Below are 19,954 nucleotides of genomic sequence, written 5' to 3'. Positions count from 1 at the left end.
GAATAATGTGGACATTCCTTTGCTATGATGTGAAAAAAAGTAAAAGGGGTTTTGAGATGAATGCGATTACAATTGTGATAGGCTCGATTTGTATTTTAATGATCAGCTATCGTTTGTATGGCATTTTCTTTACAAAGAAGGTGCTCAAAATAAAAGATGATACGCCCACACCCGCCCACGCTTTGGAAGATGGTAAGGACTATGTTCCGACGAATAAATGGGTAACATTTGGGCATCATTTTGCAGCAATTGCCGCAGCAGGACCTTTAGTTGGACCAATTTTGGCTGCACAGTTTGGATATTTACCTGGACTACTCTGGTTATTAATAGGAGCGGTAATTGGTGGGGCAGTCCATGATGCAGTTGTGCTATTTGCTTCCATGCGTCATGGTGGTAAATCATTATCGGAAGTAATGAAGGAGGAGCTTGGTCCTATTGCGGGCTTCTGTACAGGCCTTGCGATGCTATTTATTATTACGATTACAATGGCTGGCCTATCGATGGTAGTGCTAGGTGCATTAGAACGCAACCCATGGGGGACATTTGCAGTAGGGATTACTATTCCTATCGCCATGCTCGTGGGGATTGCCTATCGTAAAACAGGTAATTTAATTGTTACGTCAACTATTGGCTTTATTTTATTAATGATTGGTGTATTTGTAGGACCGCTTATTCAAGGTACAGCTTTTGGTGAATTTTTAACATTTGATCGTGATACGTTAGCAATTATCCTACCGATCTATGCATTTTTCGCTGCAGCTTTACCTGTGTGGCTATTATTAGCTCCACGTGATTATTTAAGTAGTTTCATGAAAATTGGGGTATTCATTGCGTTAATTATTGGTGTCTTCTTCGTCAACCCTGCTATTCAATTCCCACCATTTACGGAGTTTATTCATGGTGGTGGTCCAGTAATAGCAGGTCCTGTCTGGCCGTTTGTATCCATCACAATTGCTTGTGGTGCCATTTCTGGTTTCCATGCTTTTGTAGGATCAGGTACAACGCCTAAAATGATTGACCGTTGGGAAGATATACGTATTGTAGGCTTTGGCGCTATGTTAGTAGAATCTTTAGTAGGTGTAATGGCATTAATTGCTGCAACGGCACTTCATCCAGCAGATTATTTTGCGATTAATTCAGCACCAGCTGTGTTTGCTACATTAGGAATGGAGCCTGTTCATTTACAAGCCTTATCACAAAGTATTGGCATGGACTTAGAAGGGCGCACAGGCGGAGCTGTAACACTTGCTGTCGGGATGACGGATATCTTTACAGGGATTCCATGGTTTGCGAACTTATCTTCTTATTTCTATCAATTTGTCATCATGTTTGAGGCTGTTTTCATTCTAACTGCAATCGATGCAGGAACGAGGGTAGCTCGTTACTTAATACAAGACTTTGGAGGCAATGTCTATAAACCATTAAAGCGTACTAATTGGGTGCCAGGAACAATTTTTGCTAGTGCACTTGCTTGCTTTATGTGGGGGTATTTATTGTATTCAGGCGATATTAGCTCCATCTGGGTATTGTTCGGAGTATCCAATCAGCTAATGGCAGCCATTGGTTTAGTATGTGGGGTGACGATGGTATTAAAGGTTGCTGATAAGCGAATTTATGCATTGACATGCTTTATTCCATTGGCTTATTTATACGTCACTGTTAATGTTGCCGGCTACTGGATGATTAAAAATGTATATTGGAATCCAGCAGCTGCAGGCTTCAATATGTTAAACGGTATTTTATCGGTTATTATGCTAATGCTCGGTCTATTAATTGTCATCACAGCCATTAAAAAGTGGGCCCAGCTTTGGAAATCACCTAAGTTTTTGTTAACCCAATCAACTTCATAAAGTAATAGTAGAACTATTGAAGATAAGTATTTGTCTTCAATAGTTTTTTTAGTTAAAAGGAAAGGAGTGAACACCCGCGGAAGAGAAGTGAATACCCGCGGAAGAGAAGTGAACACCCGCGGAAGAGAAGTGAACACCCGCGGAAGAGAACCGAACACCCGCGGAAGAGAAGTGAATACCCGCGGAAGAGAAGTGAATACCCGCGGAAGAGAAGCGAACGCCCGCGGAAGAGAAGTGAATACCCGCGGAAGAGAAGCGAATACCCGCGGAAGAGAAGCGAACACCCGCGGAAGAAGAGTGAATACCCGCGGAAGAAGAGTGAACACCCGCAAACGTTAATCGTAGTTAACAGACGATGATAAATCAGTGATTTTCCTAAATATGTCGAACAAGCGAAATCAAGGATATGTTCATTGAAAGCGTTGTCGTAATCATGTAAACTAATGAGAGGAAAACGGAGGTTATACATATATGGATGGTCCAGTTTCATTAGTACAGTTAATCATTTCTATTTTGTTATTTTTCGTCATGTTCTTTGGTATCGGATTCTTATTAAATATGCTGTTACGTATGACGTGGTTAATGGCGATTGTGTATCCAATTGTTGTCATCTTTATCGTTGATGAAGTCAGCTTCTTAGATTATATATTTAAGCCAGGCTCTGCATTTCCAGCGTTAATCGATAAATTACAAGCTCTTCAGTTTGTAGATATTGCTATTTTATCAGGTGGTTTTGCAGGTTCGATTGTGGCGGGCATTGTGATGATTTTTTTACGAAAAAGTGGATACCGAATGTTCTAATGTGGTTAGTATTCTTCTTTCAATCGAGGGAGGAATACTTTTTTTATAGAAAAAAACACAGCTCCTTTTTAAAGGCTGTGTCAGAGTGTTTACAATATGAAAAACTCGTAGGTTATGATGGCGATAAAAATTCCTGTGAGAGCCCCAAAAAATACCTCACTTCGTTTATGACCTAATAGTGTTTTCAATTCCTCCATTTTCTCCTGTCCATCCATCTGTGGCCATTTTTTTAAATCATGTAGTAATGTTTGGAAATCCTTGCGTAGCTGATTGAGGATAGCTGCATGTTGCCCTGCCTGGTATCGAACACCACTTGCGTCGTACATAACGATAATTGAAAACATGGCAGCTACCGCAAAAATGGGGGAATCCAAGCCTGTCTCATAAGCTATAGAGGTTGCCAGTCCAGTGACAGAAGCGGAGTGAGAGCTTGGCATACCACCTGTCGAAGTAAAGAGACTCCATTTTACTTGTCGAGTCATTAAAAAATGGATGGGGATTTTGACAAACTGGGCAAAGAGTACTGCAAAGAGGGCAATTAGTAATGGGGTATTTTGAAGTAAACTCAAATTCATCACAACCTTCACAAATAATTGCTTTTATTATAACATTCATTATTTTCTAAAAGAAGATATAGGCAAATATTACGCGCTTTTCAGAAACTTCGTTATAATAGTAATGGAATGGAGGAATTTACATGCATATTGTAAAAGAAGCAAAAACATTTGAAACGATTTCTACTGAACTATTAGTGGTGGGAGTCACAAAACATCGTGAACAAATGCAGGACTGGACAAGCTTTTCATCATTTTATGGTGAATCACTTGATGCGTGGATTAGTGCAGGAGATGTGTCAACTGAATTAAAGAAACTAACAAAGTTACCATTTGTGAAGGAACATGCCAACCTTAAGCGTATTTTATTTGTAGGACTGGATGAGCGTAAAAACCTAACAGAAGGGGATGTTCGAGCTGCATTTGGCTTAGTTGGAAAAGAATTAAAAGCTTTAAAAGTAAAAGAATATTCCATTTGGCTTGAATCGTTTACAACAGATTCAATTACTGCAGCAGATGTAGCATTTTTAGCGGGTGAAGGAATTGGCCTTGGCTATTATTCGATTCCGCATTACAAAACAACATCAAATGAAGTAGATAAACGAATCGATGCTGTTCATCTAGTAACAAACTCAGAGGATTTAGATGAGGTAGTAGCCAGCTTTGAAGTAGGTGTCATTTATGCAGATGCTGTCAATGAAGCTCGTAGCTTAATTAATTTACCGCCAAACTTACTAACAGCAACGGATTTAGCTAATTATGCAGAATCTCTTGCAGTTAAATACAACTTTGAAGTAGAGATTTTAGGTAAAGCCCAACTAGAGGAACTAGGCATGGGTGGTATTTTGAGTGTTAACCAAGGCTCTTATGAGGAACCTCGATTAATTACCTTAAAATATAAAGCGACTGAAGATTTTGAAGATCCGATTGGCCTTGTTGGTAAGGGTGTAACATATGATACTGGTGGTTATTCTTTAAAACCAAAAGACTCGATGGTTGGTATGAAGGGTGATATGGGCGGTGCCGCTGCTGTACTTGGTGCCATGAACATTATCGGTGAACTGCGCCCAAATAAAAACGTCGTAGCTGTTATCGGTTCTACAGACAACATGGTTTCTGATACAGCATTTAAACCAGATGATGTCATTACAACGTATAGTGGAAAAACAGTTGAGGTGTTAAATACGGATGCAGAAGGACGTTTAGTTCTGGCAGATGCGACTACATATGCTAAACAGCAAGGGGCTACATCACTTATCGATGTTGCTACTTTAACAGGCGGCGTCATTACTGCATTAGGTATGGATAAAACAGGTGCTCTTGCGAATGATGATGCATTCTTTGAAGCATTTATGGAAGCCGCAAAAGAAACTGATGAATTTGTTTGGCGCATGCCTTTAACAGAGAACGATAAAAAACGAATTCGTAAGTCAGATGTAGCTGATTTAAATAACTCTCCTGGCCGTGATGGTCATATGATTTTCGGTGGGGGCTTTGTAGGAGAATTCGTTGGTGATACACCATGGATTCACTTAGATATTGCTGGCACATCTGATGCGGTAGCTGTTCATGATTTAGGACCAAAAGGCGGTACAGGTGTTATGGTTCGTACGCTTGCGAATTTTGTTCAACGTCTAGGCGAAGAAAAATAATAGACCATATCAATTAGCGGGAGTTTTCCCGCTGATTTTTTATGATTACAGGTACTAATCCCGATAGATTAGGCATTATACATATGATAGATGTGTCTTCCTTCATACGATAGAGTAAAAAGGGGAGGTAGCATATGCGCAATTTCGGAGGTTACCCAGGAGGAGGATTTGGTGGTCTTATTTGGCCATTTGGCGCACCGTTTTTTGGTGGGTTTTTAGGAAGTTTCCTTGGCTCTCAATTTAATCAATATCCTTACAATCCATATTATCCAAACTATCGACCATATCCGCCAGGTCCATATTTTCGACCAGGTCCGAGATATCGTAGACCATGGTAAGCACATAAAAGATCAACCAGTTGTCGGTTTCAAAATCGGCGACTGGTTTTTTGTATTTATTGAACATGGTGCAAATTTGGTGTTGACAGAATATACTAAATTATTTATTATTCTTATTATATTACTAAGAATTAAATACGAGGCTGACTAGCAAACTAGAGGCTATTATTGTTCATAGACATTTTTGTGTCTAAGGAATAATATTGGCCTTTTTTCTTTATCTTGATTCAGTAATTGTTTTTTTCGAAAGCAATGTGTCTTGTACAGAAGAGGAGTGAAATAAATGGGGAAAGTTTATATCGTAGGTGCAGGTCCTGGGGATGTTGACCTCATTACGGTCAAAGGATTACGTTGTATTGAATGTGCAGACATCATTTTATATGACAGACTCATAAATAAAGAGCTATTAGCCTACGCAAAGAAAGATGCTAGATTAATTTTTTGCGGTAAATTACCACAACAGCATGCCATGATTCAAGAGCATATCAATCAAACACTTGTCAGTTACGCACAGCAAGGCTATGTCGTAACACGATTAAAAGGAGGAGACCCATTTGTCTTTGGCAGAGGAGCTGAGGAGGCTGAGGTACTAGCTAAGAATGATATACCATTTGAAATTGTTCCTGGTATTACGTCGGGTATAGCAGCACCAGCTTATGCAGGGATTCCTGTGACACATCGAGATTTAGGTTCAAGTTTTGCCATGGTTACGGGGCATATGCAAGATGGTAAGGAAGACGCTATACGTTGGGAAAGTCTTGCAAAAGGGATCGATACGATTGCCATTTATATGGGGGTTGGTAATCTGCCATACATCCGTCAACAGCTACTCAAATATGGACGTGATGAAGAAACACCTGTAGCCGTTATTCATTGGGGCACTTTTTCATCTAAGCAAAAAACGGTTACGGGTACTTTAGCCACAATTGAAGAAAATGTCTGTTTAGAAAATATTCAAAACCCTAGCATCATTTTAGTGGGGAAGGTTGTGACACTAAGAGAAACCATTCAATGGTTTGAGAGTAACCATCCACAGCCAGTCCAAATTACTGGGTAAGGATGTGGATTTATGCAGGCTATTTTATATATTGCACATGGTAGTCGTGTCAAGGCAGGTGTAGAGCAAGCCGTAACATTTCTTCAAGGAGTTCAACAAGCAGTCCATGTATCTATTCAGGAAATATGCTTTTTAGAGCTTGCAACACCAACAATTGCTGAAGGAATTGAAAGCTGTATACGAAAGGGTGCAACAACGATTGCTGTGGTGCCCATTCTGCTCCTGGCTGCCCAACACGCAAAGCAAGATATTCCGATAGAAATTGCGAAAGCACAAAAACAATATCCTTATGTAAAATTCACTTATGGTGAGCCTCTTGGAATCCATGAACGATTAATTGATACCTTACAAGCTAGGATTATAGAAAAACAGCAACCTAATCGCAATGCCCGTGTTTTACTTATTGGGCGTGGGAGTAGTGATCCAAGCGTCAAAAGAGATTTAGCTAAAATTGCCGCGCGGTTACGTACTAAATATAACTATTATTCAGTGGAAACATGCTTTTTATATGGGATGGGACCAACATTTGAAGACTGGCTTCAACAAGCAAAAGTGGAGCAACAACAAGTCTTTATCGTACCCTATTTATTATTTACAGGTATATTACGGCAAAGCATTACCAAACAATTACAGGGCTTTGACAGCAAGAACATCATGTTATGTGAAAGCTTAGGCTATGACGACAATGTAAAAAAGGTGTTAGTGGAACGTATTGATGAATTACTACAAGTTAAAGAGGAAGGTGTTTCGTAATGGTAGATAAAAGGGCAGAAAATGTAAATCTAGCATTAGATAATGTCCGCCAAATGTTAAATACAGTGAACCACGGATCAATTACATTGATTGTTCAAAACTCTTATGTGGTTCAAATAGAAAAAAAGGAAAAAATAAGACTTCGATAATTTCTTTGAAAGAGGATTAAATGATAATTCGTGAGGTGGCAAAGATTGAAATTGCAAGTAATAAATAGTCCATTTAATGAAGAGCAGGTGAAGCTATTAAATGAGCTTCTTCCTAAATTAACAATCGAACAGAAAATATGGCTAAACGGCTATTTAAGTGCACCACAAGCAACACTTGAAGCGCTTGTTGAAGATGCATTACCAGCGGTCGAACCTATTACAAAAACAATGACGATTTTATATGGCTCGCAAACAGGCAATAGTCAAGGATTAGCGGAAAAATACGCGTCAGCTTTAAAAGCCCAGAATGTAGATGTTACAATTTCATCCCTAGGGAAATTTAAAGCAACGAATTTAAAAAAGATCACCAATCTCTTACTGATTGTCAGTACACATGGAGAGGGAGATCCACCAGATCAAGCGATTCAATTCTATGAATTTTTGCATAGTAAGCGTGCACCAAAACTAGAGCATTTACACTATTCAGTTCTTGCTTTAGGGGATAGCTCCTATGAATTTTTCTGTAAGACTGGTAAGGATTTTGATGAACAATTTGCTAAATTAGGCGCAAAAAGAATTGTTCCTCGAACTGATTGTGATGTGGATTATGATGACGCAGCTGCACAATGGTTCTTAGCCGTAGAAAAGGAATTTCTGCAACAGACGACAGCAGTAACAGCAACACAAACCAAAGAAAACCAAGGTCTAGGAGATTCTACATATTCAAGAAAAAATCCATTTTACGCTGAAGTGTTAGAAAATATTAATTTAAATGGTCGCGGCTCTAATAAAGAAACACGTCATCTTGAATTATCTATTGAGGGCGCTAATTTTCATTTTGAACCTGGAGATAGTATTGGGATTCAACCGGAGAATGATGAACAGTTAGTTAGTGCATTATTGACTGCACTGGAGTTTAATCCAGAAACCGAAGTGACGGTTTTGGATGAAGCAATCACTATCAAGCAGGCTCTACAGAAAAAGTTAGAAATTACCGTGTTATCTAAGCCGTTACTTGAAAAAGTTAGTGCCTATACAAAACATCCTGAGTTTTTAAAGCTATTGGAAGAGCCTAATGCTTGGAAGGACTATGCAGAGGGAAGAGACTTACTTGATGTAGTAGAGGATTTTGCACCTTTTACTTGGAGTGCTCAGCAATTTGTCGAGATGCTCCGTAAAATTCCAGCACGACTTTATTCCATAGCTAGTAGCCAAAAGGCCAATAGTGAAGAGGTTCATTTAACGATTAGTAAGGTAAGTTATGAGACTAATGGTAGACAACGTCTTGGTGTTTGCTCTGGTAGTATATCAGAACGCATTCAACCCGGCGATACTTTACCAATTTATGTTCATAAAAACCCGAACTTCAGATTACCAGAAAATGAGGATACACCAATTATTATGATTGGTGCGGGCACAGGTGTTGCTCCTTATCGTGCTTTTCTAGAAGAACGAGAGGAGTTAGGCATTGAGGGGAAAGCTTGGCTCATCTTTGGTGATCAACATTTTGTCACGGATTTCCTCTACCAGACGGATTGGCAACGATGGCTTGCTTCTGGCACATTAAGCCAAATGCATGTTGCCTTCTCACGGGATACCGAGAAAAAAGTATATGTTCAACATAAATTGCAAGAACATGCAGCAAGTTTTTATGAATGGCTTGAGCAGGGTGCGGTCATTTATGTATGTGGGGATAAAAAATCAATGGCAGCTGATGTCGATGCAACCATTCATCAAATTATTGAGCAGCAAGGACAGAAAACACCAGAAGAAGCAAAATCCTTTGTGAAAGAATTAAAGCAGCAAAAACGCTACCAACGGGACGTTTATTAACAGTATTTCGTGCATGTTAAAAAACCTATAGTGAACCTTTGCTAGCAAGCGGGGTCTTAGGTGTGTCAGAAAACACCGAAGTGTTATGGATTAAAGGAGCGATAAGGAATGTCAGAAAAAATAGTATTACCTCCACAGCCTGGGAAACCAAGCGATGTAGAACGTATTAAGACCGAAAGTAATTACCTACGTGGAACACTTGAGCAATCGATGAATGATCCATTAAGCTCTGGTATTCCTGAGGATGATAATCGTCTAATGAAATTCCATGGCAGTTACTTACAGGATGATCGAGATCTTCGCAATGAGCGTCAACGTCAAAAGCTAGAACCAGCCTATCAATTTATGGTTCGTGTACGAACACCTGGAGGAGCAGCTACACCGGCTCAATGGCTTGTTATGGATGAAATGGCAAGAAAGTATGGGAATGGTTCCTTAAAATTAACAACACGTCAAGCATTTCAAGTACACGGCATTTTAAAATGGAATGTGAAAAAATATATGCAGGAAATCAATGAAGTGTTATTGGATTCTCTTGCAGCATGTGGAGATGTAAACCGCAATGTGATGTGTAATGTGAATCCAAATCAATCTGCATTGCATGAGGAAGTGTATAATTGGTCAGCTAAATTAAGTGAGCATTTATTACCTCGAACGCGTGCATACCATGAATTATGGTTGGATGGAGAAAAGGTAGTAGATAGTCAGGATGAAGAAATTGAACCGATTTACGGAGCTCAATATTTACCACGTAAATTTAAAATTGGAATTGCCATTCCACCAAGTAATGATGTAGATGTTTTTTCACAGGATATCGGCCTTATTGCCATTGTTGAAAAGAACGAACTTATCGGATTTAATATTGCTGTTGGCGGAGGAATGGGTATGACACATGGTGATCATGATACCTATCCACAGCTTGCTCGTGTAATTGGCTTTATTACACCCGATAAATTGCTAGAAACAGCAGAAAAAATACTGACGATCCAGCGTGATTATGGAAATCGCTCTGTTCGCAAAAATGCACGTTTTAAATACACGATTGATGCAAGAGGACTTGAATGGTTCCAAGAAGAATTAACTCGTCGTCTAGGCTGGGAAATTCAGCCGGCTCGCCCCTATACATTTGAGCGTACAGGTGATGAATTTGGCTGGATTAAAGGGTCTGATGGCAATTGGCATTATACATTATTCATTCAAAATGGTCGTTTAAAAGATTTTGAGGATTATCAGTTGTTAACTGGATTACGAGAAATAGCTAAGGTACACACAGGTGATTTTCGTTTAACACCAAACCAAAATTTAATGATTAGTAATGTAACACCACAGAACAAGGACAAAATAAATACGATTATTGAACAATACAAGCTAACGGATGGGGCCCATTATTCAGCTTTACGTCGCAATTCTATTGCCTGTGTTTCTTTACCGACATGTGGTTTAGCGATGGCTGAAGCAGAACGCTATTTACCCTCTCTAATTACTAAAATCGATGAGATTATTGATGAAGCGGGCTTAAATGAAACCGAGATCGTCATTCGTATGTCTGGTTGTCCAAATGGTTGCTCACGTGCAGCTATGGCGGAAATCGGCTTTATCGGTAAAGGGCCAGGAAAATATAATATGTACCTAGGTGCTAGCTTTACAGGCAATCGCTTAAATAAAATCTATCGTGAAAATATTGGCGAAGAGGAAATTTTAGCAGAGCTACGCCCAATTCTTCTACATTTTGCGAAGGAACGTTTAGAGGGCGAGCATTTTGGAGACTTTGTTATTCGCGCTGGGTATGTAACAGCCGTGTATGATGGAAGAGATTTTCACTAATCTTAAAAACCATGTAGCATTTTCTTTGCTACATGGTTTTATGTTGTTAGAAAAAGATGATGGGTAGGGTGAGGGGGGATATCCGTTCCACCTGCCACAAAAATTCTATTTAAATAGAGTAATCCTCAGGTATAAAAACCTTCAATTGTTTCGGCTTTACAAATACTTGATCGCCAACATGAAGCTGGAGATGATGAAATTGCTCTTTAGATAACTCTACCTCTAAAAACTCATCAAGATCCTCACGGCGTAGCTCCATCTGAACAATAGGGCCTAACAAATGAATATGACTGATTATAACAGGAACCGTACCTGGAACACTTGTTTTCTCAATATGAATATCATGCGGGCGTACATAGCCAATGGCGTTGTCTTCAGTATGTGTTAAAGCATCAGGTACATCAAGTGCAATTTCGCCATGCAAGAGCTTGCCATTATGTAAGCGCCCTTTAAAAAGATTGACATTGCCTAAAAAATCATAAACAAACGGACTTTTAGGATTTGTATATACCTCGTCTGGACTGCCAATTTGCTCAATTTTGCCATTGTTCATGACCACAATACGATCAGCTACATCAAGTGCTTCCTCTTGGTCATGTGTAACAAAAATACTTGTAATATGAAACTCATCATGCAGCTTCCGTAGCCAGCGACGTAACTCCTTGCGTACTTTTGCATCAAGGGCTCCGAATGGTTCATCTAATAAAAGGACTTTAGGCTCTACAGCCAGTGCTCTTGCTAGTGCTACACGTTGACGTTGCCCTCCGGAAAGCTGCGTTGGATACCGGTCAGATAAATTTTCAAGTTTAACTAGTTGCAACAATTCCATTACTTTTTTTGTTATTTCTTCCTTTGAAGGTCTGTTTTTTCTTGGACGAACCTTTAGGCCATAACCCACATTATCAAAGACCGTCATATGACGGAAAAGTGCATAATGTTGAAACACAAAGCCTACATTGCGTTCCTTTGGATGTTGATTGGTTATAGATTGCCCATCAAATAATATGTCCCCAACATCAGTAGCTTCAAGCCCTGCAATGACACGTAATAAAGAGGTTTTTCCTGAACCGGAAGGGCCAAGCAATGCTACTAGCTCTCCAGATTGAATATGGACTGATACATCCTCTAATGCTTGGAAGGAACCATATTTTTTGGATACGTTCTGAATTTGTATACTCATAGTGACGATCTCCTTTTAACTAGATTTTGATTTCCAGGCAATCATGTCTTTCACTACTAATGTAAAGATTGCCATGACACTCATTAAAGATGCGACAGCAAAGGCTGCTGAAAATTGATATTCATTATAAAGAATTTCAATATGAAGTGGCATCGTATTGGTCAAACCTCGAATATGACCGGATACAACAGAGACAGCACCAAATTCTCCAATAGCACGGGCATTACATAAAATTAACCCATAAAACAGTCCCCATTTAATATTCGGTAATGTGACATACCAAAAGGTCTTAAAACCACTAGCACCAAGTGAAATAGACGCTTCCTCCTCAGAGGTTCCCTGTGTCTGCATGAGCGGGATTAACTCACGTGCTACAAAGGGCAACGTGACGAAAATAGTGGCGAGAACAATACCAGGGAGGGCAAAAACAATTTTTATATTGTTTGCGAACAGCCAATCACCAAATAGTCCCTGAGAGCCAAACAAAAGAATAAACACTAAACCTGCGATAACAGGCGAGACTGCAAAAGGTAGATCAACAATGGTAAGTAAAAGATTTTTTCCTTTAAAATTAAATTTTGTGAGTGCCCAAGCAGCCATTACACCAAAAATAGCATTCAATGGTACCGTAATCGCCACAACAATAAGAGTAAGTTTAATAGCTGCTAATGCATCTGGATGTGTAATAGCTGCTAGATAAACATCTATTCCTTGTTGAAAGGCAGTAATAAAAATAGATACTAACGGCAGCACAATAAATAAAGCTAAAAAAGCGAAGGCAATGCCAGTTAACGTATAGCGAATAATACGAGGCTCCTGTAATGCAGCAGACGTTGTGACAGCTTTATTTGACTGTTGAATAAAAGTTGATTGTTCCATAACGTACCTCCTAATGCACAAAGCGACGATTAGCTAGCCATTGTATGAAGTTGATGGTGAATAACAAAATAAAGGATGTGACAAGCATGACAACTGCTATTGCTGTTGCACCCGCATAATCATATTGCTCTAGCTTTGTCATAATGATTAATGGCGTAATTTCCGTTTTCATCGGCATATTTCCAGCAATAAAAACAACAGAGCCATATTCACCTAATGCCCGAGCAAAGGCTAACGAAAAGCCAGTTAATATGGCGGGTAATAGCTCAGGCAAAATAACTTTACGGAAGGTTTGTAATCGATTTGCGCCAAGACTTGCTGAAGCTTCTTCCACCTCAGCACTACTATTTTGTAATACAGGCTGAACTGTTCGCACAACAAAGGGTAGCCCGATAAAAGTTAAGGCAATAATGATACCAAGAGGTGTAAAGGCAATTTTAAAATTGAAAAATTGGCCGATCCAACCATTTGGTGCATAGAGTGACGTTAAAGCAATGCCTGCGACAGCAGTTGGTAAGGCAAAAGGTAAATCGACAAGTCCATCGATGATTCGTTTAAAGGGAAATTGGTAACGAACAAGAACCCAAGCGATAATTGTGCCGAAAATAACATTGAGTAAACCAGCAATTAACGCTGTGCTGAAGCTTACTTTATAAGAAGCAACAGCACGAGGGTCTGTAATAATATCTATAAACGCCGTCCAGCTTAATGACATGGTATGAATAAAAATCATAGAAAGTGGCAATAACACTAGTAAACTAACATAAAGCATTGTATAACCGAGTGATAGATGAAAGCCTGGAATAATGCGATGCGATTTTTTAAGACGGATTAAACTACTCATTAAAACGCTCCTTATTGTGGTACGTATATTTCATCAAAGGTACCACCATCTTTAAAGTGGGTTGCTTGTGCTTGTGCCCAGCCACCAAAATCATCTATTGAGACAAGTTCAAGCTGTGGGAATTGTTCTTTATACTTCGCCAAAATCGTTTCATTACGTGGTCGATAATAGTTTTTCGCAGCAATTTCTTGCCCGATATCGCTATATAAATGCTGTAAGTAAGCTTCAGCTACTTCGCGTGTCCCTTTTTTATCAACAATTTTGTCGACAATAGCAACTGGTGGTTCAGCTAAAATACTTAATGAAGGTGTAACGATTTCAAATTCATCCTTACCTAATTCATTTAGAGATAAGTATGCCTCATTTTCCCATGCAATTAAGACATCACCGATTTTTCGTTCTACAAATGTTGTAGTGGCACCACGAGCTCCGGAGTCTAGTACCTCTACATTGCTATATAGTGATTTCATAAATTGTTTTATTTTTGTTTCATCATCGTTATATAATTTCCCAGCATAAGCCCAAGCAGCTAAGTAATTCCAACGTGCACCACCAGAAGTTTTAGGGTTTGGTGTAATGACAGACATATCTTTTTTAATCAAGTCATTCCAGTCTTGAATGTTTTTTGGATTACCCTTACGTACTAAAAAAACAATGGTTGATGTATATGGAGTAGAGTTATGATCAAACTCTGTCTGCCAATCTTTATCCAAGAGATCGCGCGTTTGAGCAATTTCATCAATATCGTAAGCTAGTGCAAGTGTGACAACGTCAGCCTCAAGCCCATCGATCACCGCCCGCCCCTGTTTACCAGATCCACCATGAGATTGATTGATCGTGACATCTTGACCTGTTTCATCCTTCCATTTTTTAATAAAGTCTTTGTTGAATTCATCGTAAAGCTCACGTGTCGGATCATAGGAGACATTTAGTAGTTCTACAGATTTCTTTGCATCCTGGCCACTTGCTTCTTTGTCTGAGCTAGCACGCCCACAGCCTGTTAAGCCCAAAGCTAATAAAGATATTAGCGCTATTGATTGCAGTACAAATTTTCTTTTTTTCATATCATTTCGCTCCTTTTCTGTCTAAAGAATGCAAAAGGCCACCCCCCATAGTGAATTCACCTCATGGGTAGATGGCCTTCAGATCCTCTGATCAGCATGTTATTGTTGGTGTCAAAGCTTTAGTAATACATTAAACATATATTTCCTATTAGTCAACAAGGAATTATAAAAAGATTTTTTATTTTCAATTTTCCATTCATCATATGCAGCTGGAGAATTGAAAAAGTGGGATTATTTAAAAATTTTAAAAACCTAGTTGACTGCTAGGTGTACTTTAGTATATATTTGGTAATAAGAAAAATGATTGAAGAACGAGGTAGCAACTACTAGTGAGCAATCATTAAATAAAGAGCTGGCTAGTCAAACTAGAGGCGTTTTAACAAAGACCTGTTTTACTGTGTCTGTTGTTAGAACGCCTTTTTTCGCTATGAGGGGGATTCGATGTTAACATATGCAAATTGGCAAGAACCAACCATTGATTTTCAAATCGATGAAACGTATAAGGCAGCACTGGAGGTGTTAAAGTGGAGCTTTCAAGAATATGGGGATGAAATCGTCTATGCATGTAGCTTTGGTATTGAGGGAATAGTACTCATTGATCTTATTTCAAAGGTAAGGCCTGATGCGAAGATTGTCTTTTTAGATACAGATGTTCATTTTAAAGAAACATATGAAACTATTAATAAAGTTAAAGAAAGATATCCGCTATTAAACATCGTTATGAAAAAGCCTGCACTTACACTTGAACAACAAGCTGCACAATATGGCGATGAACTATGGAAGTCAAATCCAAATAAATGCTGTGACATTCGTAAAATTAAGCCTTTACATGAAGCTTTGTCAGGGAAAAAGGCTTGGATTTCTGGCTTACGTCGTGAACAGTCGCCAACACGTCAACAAACAAATTTTCTTAATCGCGACGAGAAATTTACATCCATTAAAGTTTGTCCATTGATTCATTGGACTTGGAAGGATGTCTGGCGCTATGTCTCTAAGCACAATCTGCCATACAATCCTTTGCATGATCAAGGTTATCCAAGTATTGGCTGTGAGCATTGTACAAAGCCAGCATTTACAATGGATGATTTACGGTCGGGCAGATGGCAAGGGTCGGGTAAAACAGAGTGCGGGTTACATGAGTAAAGGAGTTATGCCATGCTTGAATATTTTGCAATAGCGATTAGTTTATTTTTTGCGATGAATATAGGTGCTAGCGGAGCAGCAGCCTCTATGGGGGTTGCTTATGGTGCAGGTGCCATCAAAAAAGCGTGGCAAGCATTGCTGTTATGCGCAGTAGGTGTTTTTAGTGGAGCGATATTAGGCGGAGGAGAAGTTGTCAAAACGATTAGCTCTGGCATTATGCCACAGGAGTATATAACGGTAAAAATTGTTGTCATTATTTTAATTTCAGCAACAAGCTCTTTGTTTTTTGCCAATCTTCTAGGCATACCATTATCAACAAGTGAAGTAACGGTAGGTGCAGTTGTTGGGGTTGGTATTGCCTATAAAGTGCTATTCGTCAATTCTTTGCTTGTTATCATCTCATTTTGGATTATTGTACCACTTGTAGCTTTTATTATAGCTCTTATATTTGGCAAGCTGTTATATAAATTACAAAGTAGAGGACAGCTAAAAGATCGTCCGATTTTAACGATCCTTCTAGTATTGGCTGGATTTTTTGAAGCTTTTTCGGCTGGCATGAACAATGTGGCAAATGCAGTTGGACCACTTGTTGGTGCAGGTATGATGGACGTTACGACAGGTATTATCCTTGGTGGGGCCTTTGTCGCAATCGGCGCTATGCTACTTGGCAAACGTGTTCTTGAAACAAACGGCAAAAAAATTGTGCGCTTTAAAAAAGCAGAAGGAATTTTAATATCTAGTACAGGTGCACTTCTTGTAGGGATTAGTTCAATATTTGGACTTCCGGTTCCATTAACACAAGTAACGTCTTCATCCATTATTGGAATGGGTATGGCACAGAATGGGAAACAAATTTTTCATCAGCATATTGTGAAAAAAATTATTCGCATTTGGATTGTTTCGCCCATCTTTTCGTTAGCTATTTCTTATTTTCTAGTACAGCTATTTTTAGAGAAGGATCTCTACGCCATTATTTTAATTGGCAGTATTATTGTTGGAACACTGGGAGTCATTAGTTTAATGCGTACAATGCGTGAAGAGGAGCAATCTATCTATGATGCAGGGGAAGGCATTTAAATTAGTTCCTATAAATATATGTTAATATATAAAACTTAGTAATTCGCTAGAATTAGGAGGAGATTTTAATGAGTTTACAACCACATGGTGGTCTTCTTGTGCAAGCATTTAATCCAGAAAAGGATATTACAACGATTCACAAAAAGATAGAGCTGGATGCAATTTCATTGAGTGATTTAGAGCTAATTGCGATAGGAGGCTATAGCCCAATTGAAGGCTTTCTAACACAGGAAGACTATGAGTCAGTCGTGGAACAAAGCCGCTTAGCATCTGGAGTAGTATGGAGTATTCCTATTACTTTACCTGTTACAAAAGAGAAAGCTGCAACGCTAGAGCCTGGTGATGAAGCTACATTAGTATTTAATGATGTAATTTATGGGGTTATTGAAGTGGCAGATATTTATGAACCGAATAAGCGAAAAGAGGCATTGCTCGTTTATGGTACGGAGGATTTAGCCCATCCTGGAGTTCAAAAGCTTCATGACCGACCTGCAATGTATGTTGGAGGAAAAATTACATTAATCAACCGTATCGCTCGAAAGTTTCCTACATATTCCTTTGATCCAGTGGAAACACGACAATTATTTGCTGAAAAGGGATGGAAGACGATTGTCGGCTTCCAAACTCGTAATCCTGTCCATAGAGCACATGAATATATTCAGAAGGCAGCACTTGAAACGATTGATGGGTTATTTCTAAACCCTCTTGTTGGTGAAACAAAATCGGACGATGTGTCAGCTGCAATTCGAATGGAGAGCTATGAAGTTTTATTGAAAAACTATTATCCTGAAAATCGTGTTCAATTAGGTGTGTTCCCAGCAGCTATGCGCTATGCAGGACCACGAGAGGCTATTTTTCACGCACTAGTGAGAAAAAATTATGGCTGCACTCATTTTATTGTAGGTCGTGATCATGCAGGTGTAGGTGATTATTATGGTACGTATGATGCACAAAAAATCTTTGAGCAATTTACTGAAGATGAATTAGGCATCGTCCCATTAAAATTTGAGCATAGTTTTTATTGTCAACAATGCGAGGGAATGGCTACGACAAAAACGTGTCCACACGATAGTTCGGCTCATGTGATTTTATCAGGAACAAAAGTACGTGAAATGCTACGAAATGGAGAAGTGCCTCCAAGCACATTCAGTCGTAAAGAAGTGGTAGACGTCCTAATTAAAGGCATGCGAAAGGAGGTAGTTAAATGAGCTCAAACATCGTTTGGCATGAAGCCTCCATTACGAAAGAGGAGCGCCGTTCAAAAAACAAACATCATAGCTTTATATTATGGTTTACAGGCTTATCTGCTTCAGGAAAATCATCGGTAGCAAATGCCTTTGCTCAGAGATTATTTGAAAGAGGTAATCAAGCCTTCGTGTTGGATGGTGATAATGTCCGTCATGGCTTGAATAAGGATTTAGGATTTGATGAGGCAGGCAGAAAGGAAAATATTCGCCGAATAGGAGAAGTTTCTAAGCTATTTATAGAAGGCGGTCAAATTGTGTTAACAGCTTTTATTTCGCCTTATCGGGAGGATCGCCAAGTGGTACGCGAGCTTGTAGAAGATGGCGAATTTCTTGAGGTTTTTGTTAAGTGTTCGGTAGAAATATGTGAAAAACGAGATCCAAAAGGTCTGTATAAAAAAGCAAGAAATGCGGAAATTGCTAACTTTACAGGAATTAGCGCACCGTATGAAGAACCAGAAAATCCAGAAGTTATTTTGGATACAGAACAATATTCCATAGAGGAATGCGTTGAACAGCTGACGGATATTTTAACAGCCAAGGGATATATTTAACGAAAAAATCTGCTCGAGAGGACCATCGAGCAGATTTTTTCTATATTTATTTCACATTTTGTTCCTTTTTCATTCTGTCAATTTCAGGACCTAGCTCATCACGTACTGTCCCTTTCCATGGCTTTACACCAGCAATATAGGAGGAACGAGTCATAATATGTCCACCAACAGGTCCAGTAATGAAGAGGAATAGTATCCCCAGTAATATACGTGGATTGAAATGATCTTCAATCAGCCAAAAGTGAAAGAATACACCGATTAGTACACACATAACACCGAGTGTGGCACTTTTGGAAGCGGCATGGGCACGCGTATACAAATCAGGTAAGCGGATAAGTCCAATCGCTGTCACGACAATAAACAGTGCACCAACTGTAATGAAAAAGATAACTAAACTATTAGCGAGAATTGTCACGTTTAATGATATCTCCTTTCTCTATGAATTTAGAGAAGGCCACTGTACCGATAAACGATAAAATTGCTAGCAATAAAATAATCTCAAGGAAGAAGCTTGTTTCCACTAAGATTGAAAATAGGCCAATAAGGGAAATAAGTGATACACCAAGGGAATCTAAAGCTACAACACGGTCAGATGCTGAAGGGCCTTTTACCATTCGATATATGACAGCAATCATCGATAAGCAAATCACTACAATGACTGCAATAATAAATGTTGTCATGATTTACTCACCTCCAAAATTGCTTTCTCAAATGAATCTCGTATGGAAGCAATTGCTTCATCTACATCACTAATATCAATGGCATGTACATACAATGTTTTCGCATCATCTGAAACATGAACGACAACTGTTCCTGGCGTTAAAGTAATTAGACTTGATAGTAAAGTGATCTCCCAGTCCTGTGTTAGCACAGTAGGATATGCAAAAAAGGCTGGTTGCATATCCAATTTAGGTTTTAACACAACTTTCAAAACTTGCACATTGGCTAATATTAATTCTTTAAAGAACAGCAAAGTTAATTTTAGAAGGGCCCATAAACGGTAGACATAAAGTCGTGACTTGAAAAATCTCCGCATGATGATCAGTAAAATAATCCCCATTATAAACCCAATAATAAAGCCGGCTGCTGTGTAATTAGAGGAAAGGAACATCCATACAAAGGCAAGGACAAAGTTTAAAATCATTTGAAATGCCATAG

Annotated in this window: 21 protein-coding genes; 13 read left to right on the top strand and 8 right to left on the bottom strand. The window is 39.0% G+C overall.

Annotated features, from left to right (window positions below):
- The first annotated feature begins 56 nt into the window (after positions 1-56).
- Together MKY49_RS17580 and MKY49_RS17575 are read left to right on the top strand one after the other, a co-directional pair.
- Positions 57-1,850, top strand: a complete 1,794-nt coding sequence (locus MKY49_RS17580) for a carbon starvation CstA family protein (protein WP_274794243.1) — start codon at positions 57-59, stop codon at positions 1,848-1,850.
- A gap of 471 nt (positions 1,851-2,321) precedes the next feature.
- The gene (locus MKY49_RS17575; protein ID WP_025116669.1) at positions 2,322-2,651 is read left to right on the top strand and encodes a YuiB family protein; all 330 of its coding nucleotides are present in this window, start codon (positions 2,322-2,324) and stop codon (positions 2,649-2,651) included.
- 89 nt (positions 2,652-2,740) lie between these two features.
- On the opposite strand, the gene MKY49_RS17570 is transcribed toward MKY49_RS17575, so the two are convergent.
- Positions 2,741-3,226, bottom strand: a complete 486-nt coding sequence (locus tag MKY49_RS17570) for a divergent PAP2 family protein (RefSeq protein WP_274794242.1) — start codon at positions 3,224-3,226, stop codon at positions 2,741-2,743.
- A 122-nt stretch (positions 3,227-3,348) separates the two neighbouring features.
- Here MKY49_RS17570 and MKY49_RS17565 point away from each other — a divergent pair, with 122 nt between their 5' ends.
- From MKY49_RS17565 to cysI, 7 genes are all read left to right on the top strand, one after another.
- Positions 3,349-4,857, top strand: coding sequence for a leucyl aminopeptidase (locus tag MKY49_RS17565; RefSeq protein WP_341386736.1), 1,509 nt, complete (start codon positions 3,349-3,351; stop codon positions 4,855-4,857).
- Between the two features lie 134 nt (positions 4,858-4,991).
- Entirely contained in the window at positions 4,992-5,195 is a 204-nt protein-coding gene (locus MKY49_RS17560) for a uroporphyrin-III methyltransferase (protein WP_274794240.1), read from the top strand.
- A 283-nt stretch (positions 5,196-5,478) separates the two neighbouring features.
- On the top strand, positions 5,479-6,252 hold the full coding sequence (gene cobA / locus MKY49_RS17555; protein ID WP_341386735.1) for a uroporphyrinogen-III C-methyltransferase: 774 nt from the start codon (positions 5,479-5,481) through the stop codon (positions 6,250-6,252).
- A gap of 12 nt (positions 6,253-6,264) precedes the next feature.
- Entirely contained in the window at positions 6,265-7,005 is a 741-nt protein-coding gene (locus tag MKY49_RS17550) for a sirohydrochlorin chelatase (protein WP_341386734.1), read from the top strand.
- Positions 7,005-7,154: a YezD family protein gene (locus MKY49_RS17545; protein WP_274794236.1), complete on the top strand. Its 150-nt coding sequence runs from the start codon at positions 7,005-7,007 to the stop codon at positions 7,152-7,154. Before MKY49_RS17550 ends, MKY49_RS17545 begins: the two co-directional genes overlap by 1 nt.
- Positions 7,155-7,199: 45 nt before the next feature.
- Positions 7,200-8,987 (top strand): assimilatory sulfite reductase (NADPH) flavoprotein subunit, encoded by a 1,788-nt coding sequence (locus MKY49_RS17540; protein WP_341386733.1) that lies wholly within the window; start codon positions 7,200-7,202, stop codon positions 8,985-8,987.
- 108 nt (positions 8,988-9,095) lie between these two features.
- Positions 9,096-10,811, top strand: a complete 1,716-nt coding sequence (gene cysI / locus MKY49_RS17535) for an assimilatory sulfite reductase (NADPH) hemoprotein subunit (protein WP_341386732.1) — start codon at positions 9,096-9,098, stop codon at positions 10,809-10,811.
- A 109-nt stretch (positions 10,812-10,920) separates the two neighbouring features.
- On the opposite strand, the gene MKY49_RS17530 is transcribed toward cysI, so the two are convergent.
- Genes MKY49_RS17530 through MKY49_RS17515 form a run of 4 tightly spaced genes read right to left on the bottom strand, consistent with a single transcriptional unit; the run spans position 10,921 to position 14,778 of the window.
- Positions 10,921-11,991 carry a sulfate/molybdate ABC transporter ATP-binding protein gene (locus MKY49_RS17530; RefSeq protein WP_341386731.1) on the bottom strand — a complete coding sequence of 357 codons (1,071 nt, stop codon included), beginning with the start codon at positions 11,989-11,991 and terminating at the stop codon, positions 10,921-10,923.
- Between the two features lie 15 nt (positions 11,992-12,006).
- On the bottom strand, positions 12,007-12,870 hold the full coding sequence (gene cysW, locus MKY49_RS17525) for a sulfate ABC transporter permease subunit CysW (protein ID WP_322612062.1): 864 nt from the start codon (positions 12,868-12,870) through the stop codon (positions 12,007-12,009).
- A gap of 10 nt (positions 12,871-12,880) precedes the next feature.
- Positions 12,881-13,714 carry a sulfate ABC transporter permease subunit CysT gene (gene cysT / locus MKY49_RS17520; RefSeq protein ID WP_341386730.1) on the bottom strand — a complete coding sequence of 278 codons (834 nt, stop codon included), beginning with the start codon at positions 13,712-13,714 and terminating at the stop codon, positions 12,881-12,883.
- A gap of 11 nt (positions 13,715-13,725) precedes the next feature.
- Positions 13,726-14,778 (bottom strand): sulfate ABC transporter substrate-binding protein, encoded by a 1,053-nt coding sequence (locus MKY49_RS17515; protein ID WP_341386729.1) that lies wholly within the window; start codon positions 14,776-14,778, stop codon positions 13,726-13,728.
- A 441-nt stretch (positions 14,779-15,219) separates the two neighbouring features.
- Between MKY49_RS17515 and MKY49_RS17510 the strand changes: the two genes are divergently transcribed.
- From MKY49_RS17510 to cysC, 4 genes are all read left to right on the top strand, one after another.
- The gene (locus MKY49_RS17510) at positions 15,220-15,921 is read left to right on the top strand and encodes a phosphoadenylyl-sulfate reductase (RefSeq protein ID WP_312505822.1); all 702 of its coding nucleotides are present in this window, start codon (positions 15,220-15,222) and stop codon (positions 15,919-15,921) included.
- A gap of 12 nt (positions 15,922-15,933) precedes the next feature.
- Positions 15,934-16,998, top strand: a complete 1,065-nt coding sequence (locus MKY49_RS17505; RefSeq protein ID WP_274794228.1) for an inorganic phosphate transporter — start codon at positions 15,934-15,936, stop codon at positions 16,996-16,998.
- A 68-nt stretch (positions 16,999-17,066) separates the two neighbouring features.
- Entirely contained in the window at positions 17,067-18,206 is a 1,140-nt protein-coding gene (gene sat / locus MKY49_RS17500) for a sulfate adenylyltransferase (RefSeq protein WP_341386728.1), read from the top strand.
- Positions 18,203-18,796 carry an adenylyl-sulfate kinase gene (cysC, locus tag MKY49_RS17495; protein ID WP_312505819.1) on the top strand — a complete coding sequence of 198 codons (594 nt, stop codon included), beginning with the start codon at positions 18,203-18,205 and terminating at the stop codon, positions 18,794-18,796. The genes sat and cysC overlap by 4 nt, the downstream gene beginning before the upstream one ends.
- A 46-nt stretch (positions 18,797-18,842) precedes the next feature.
- On the opposite strand, the gene mnhG is transcribed toward cysC, so the two are convergent.
- From mnhG to MKY49_RS17480, 3 genes are read right to left on the bottom strand one after another with little or no spacing between them, the layout of a single operon-like run.
- Complete coding sequence (mnhG, locus tag MKY49_RS17490; RefSeq protein ID WP_274794225.1) at positions 18,843-19,211, bottom strand: monovalent cation/H(+) antiporter subunit G; 369 nt, start codon at positions 19,209-19,211, stop codon at positions 18,843-18,845.
- Positions 19,195-19,476, bottom strand: a complete 282-nt coding sequence (locus MKY49_RS17485) for a Na(+)/H(+) antiporter subunit F1 (RefSeq protein ID WP_054610630.1) — start codon at positions 19,474-19,476, stop codon at positions 19,195-19,197. The genes mnhG and MKY49_RS17485 overlap by 17 nt, the downstream gene beginning before the upstream one ends.
- The gene (locus tag MKY49_RS17480; protein WP_274794224.1) at positions 19,473-19,952 is read right to left on the bottom strand and encodes a Na+/H+ antiporter subunit E; all 480 of its coding nucleotides are present in this window, start codon (positions 19,950-19,952) and stop codon (positions 19,473-19,475) included. Before MKY49_RS17480 ends, MKY49_RS17485 begins: the two co-directional genes overlap by 4 nt.
- Positions 19,953-19,954: the final 2 nt, after the last annotated feature.

Source organism: Lysinibacillus sp. FSL M8-0134, from assembly GCF_038069745.1.
GTDB classification, from domain to species: domain Bacteria; phylum Bacillota; class Bacilli; order Bacillales_A; family Planococcaceae; genus Lysinibacillus; species Lysinibacillus irui.
The sequence above is the reverse complement of the archived record's forward strand: the minus strand, read 5'-3'. Positions and strand labels throughout refer to the sequence as shown.

Coding starts and splice junctions, on each gene's coding strand:
- MKY49_RS17485 (WP_054610630.1), bottom strand. CDS start 19,476: ATGACAACATTTATTATTGCAGTCATTGTAGTGATTTGCTTATCGATG.
- MKY49_RS17580 (WP_274794243.1), top strand. CDS start 57: ATGAATGCGATTACAATTGTGATAGGCTCGATTTGTATTTTAATGATC.
- MKY49_RS17510 (WP_312505822.1), top strand. CDS start 15,220: ATGTTAACATATGCAAATTGGCAAGAACCAACCATTGATTTTCAAATC.
- cysI (WP_341386732.1), top strand. CDS start 9,096: ATGTCAGAAAAAATAGTATTACCTCCACAGCCTGGGAAACCAAGCGAT.
- cysW (WP_322612062.1), bottom strand. CDS start 12,870: ATGGAACAATCAACTTTTATTCAACAGTCAAATAAAGCTGTCACAACG.
- cysC (WP_312505819.1), top strand. CDS start 18,203: ATGAGCTCAAACATCGTTTGGCATGAAGCCTCCATTACGAAAGAGGAG.
- MKY49_RS17570 (WP_274794242.1), bottom strand. CDS start 3,226: ATGAATTTGAGTTTACTTCAAAATACCCCATTACTAATTGCCCTCTTT.
- cysT (WP_341386730.1), bottom strand. CDS start 13,714: ATGAGTAGTTTAATCCGTCTTAAAAAATCGCATCGCATTATTCCAGGC.
- MKY49_RS17515 (WP_341386729.1), bottom strand. CDS start 14,778: ATGAAAAAAAGAAAATTTGTACTGCAATCAATAGCGCTAATATCTTTA.
- MKY49_RS17545 (WP_274794236.1), top strand. CDS start 7,005: ATGGTAGATAAAAGGGCAGAAAATGTAAATCTAGCATTAGATAATGTC.
- MKY49_RS17565 (WP_341386736.1), top strand. CDS start 3,349: ATGCATATTGTAAAAGAAGCAAAAACATTTGAAACGATTTCTACTGAA.
- MKY49_RS17480 (WP_274794224.1), bottom strand. CDS start 19,952: ATGGCATTTCAAATGATTTTAAACTTTGTCCTTGCCTTTGTATGGATG.
- MKY49_RS17550 (WP_341386734.1), top strand. CDS start 6,265: ATGCAGGCTATTTTATATATTGCACATGGTAGTCGTGTCAAGGCAGGT.
- cobA (WP_341386735.1), top strand. CDS start 5,479: ATGGGGAAAGTTTATATCGTAGGTGCAGGTCCTGGGGATGTTGACCTC.
- MKY49_RS17560 (WP_274794240.1), top strand. CDS start 4,992: ATGCGCAATTTCGGAGGTTACCCAGGAGGAGGATTTGGTGGTCTTATT.
- MKY49_RS17505 (WP_274794228.1), top strand. CDS start 15,934: ATGCTTGAATATTTTGCAATAGCGATTAGTTTATTTTTTGCGATGAAT.
- MKY49_RS17575 (WP_025116669.1), top strand. CDS start 2,322: ATGGATGGTCCAGTTTCATTAGTACAGTTAATCATTTCTATTTTGTTA.
- MKY49_RS17530 (WP_341386731.1), bottom strand. CDS start 11,991: ATGAGTATACAAATTCAGAACGTATCCAAAAAATATGGTTCCTTCCAA.
- sat (WP_341386728.1), top strand. CDS start 17,067: ATGAGTTTACAACCACATGGTGGTCTTCTTGTGCAAGCATTTAATCCA.